This is a genomic window from Microvirga sp. KLBC 81, assembly GCF_003075415.1.
Taxonomy (GTDB): Bacteria; Pseudomonadota; Alphaproteobacteria; order Rhizobiales; family Beijerinckiaceae; genus Microvirga.
The window spans coordinates 1-685 of sequence record NZ_QDAH01000304.1 but is presented as its reverse complement, the minus strand read 5'-3'; the positions used below and the strand labels follow the sequence as shown (position 1 = coordinate 685).

The following is a 685-nucleotide window of genomic DNA, read 5'->3' as shown; positions in this document are numbered from 1 at the left end:
GCCGCCCAGGCCGCCCAGGACGGTTCGGGCAAGACCGTCCAGGCCGTGCCCGGCGAGACGCTGAAGGTCCTGCTGCCTGAGGGCGTCGCCGGTTATGCGCGTGATTCCGTCGAGACCGCCGCCGGCGGCGTCGCCGGTCTCCAGGGTTCGTCGGCCAAGGCGGTCTACGCCAAGGGCGACGACCGGTTCACCCTCGACATCACCGACCTGGGCGGGGCGGCGGGTCTGGCCGGCATGGCCAGCGCGCTGAGCGTGCAGTCCAGCAAGGAGACGGCCACCGGCTACGAGAAGGTCGGGCAGGTCAACGGCCGCATGACCACCGAGGAGTACGACCGCGCCGCCAAGACCGGCAAGTACGGCGTGCTCGTCGGCGGCCGCTTCATGGTGCAGGCGGACGGTTCGGCCAGCATCGACGACCTGCGCAACGCGGTGAACGCGGTCGACGCCGGTCGCCTGGAAGCCCTGGCCAAGTCGAGCAGCTGATCTCGGCTGCGATTTCGTCGGCGCCGTCCTAGCCGGCGGCGCCGACATAGATACGCTCGGCCCTCGGCGACAACCGCACGAGGGTTTCGTAGGCGGCGGTGCCCGCCGCCGTCGAGATTTCGTCGAGCGGAACCTCGGGGCCGAGCAGCTCGACCATTTCGCCCGGCCGCGCCTCGTCGCATCCGGTGACGTCGATCGCCAT

General features: G+C 70.9%; 2 protein-coding genes. One reads left to right on the top strand and one right to left on the bottom strand.

Going from position 1 to position 685, the window contains the following annotated elements:
* A partial coding sequence (locus DC522_RS35325; RefSeq protein WP_205769946.1) for a hypothetical protein occupies window positions 1-483 on the top strand: 483 nt, incomplete at its 5' end.
* A 28-nt stretch (window positions 484-511) separates the two neighbouring features.
* Here the strand turns inward: DC522_RS35325 and DC522_RS37710 are convergent.
* Window positions 512-685 (bottom strand): alanine racemase C-terminal domain-containing protein, encoded by a 174-nt coding sequence (locus DC522_RS37710; RefSeq protein WP_371681167.1) that lies wholly within the window; start codon window positions 683-685, stop codon window positions 512-514.

What these genes read in the sequence shown, in the direction of transcription:
- DC522_RS37710 (WP_371681167.1), bottom strand. Translation starts at nt 685, where the DNA reads ATGGCGATCGACGTCACCGGATGCGACGAGGCGCGGCCGGGCGAAATG.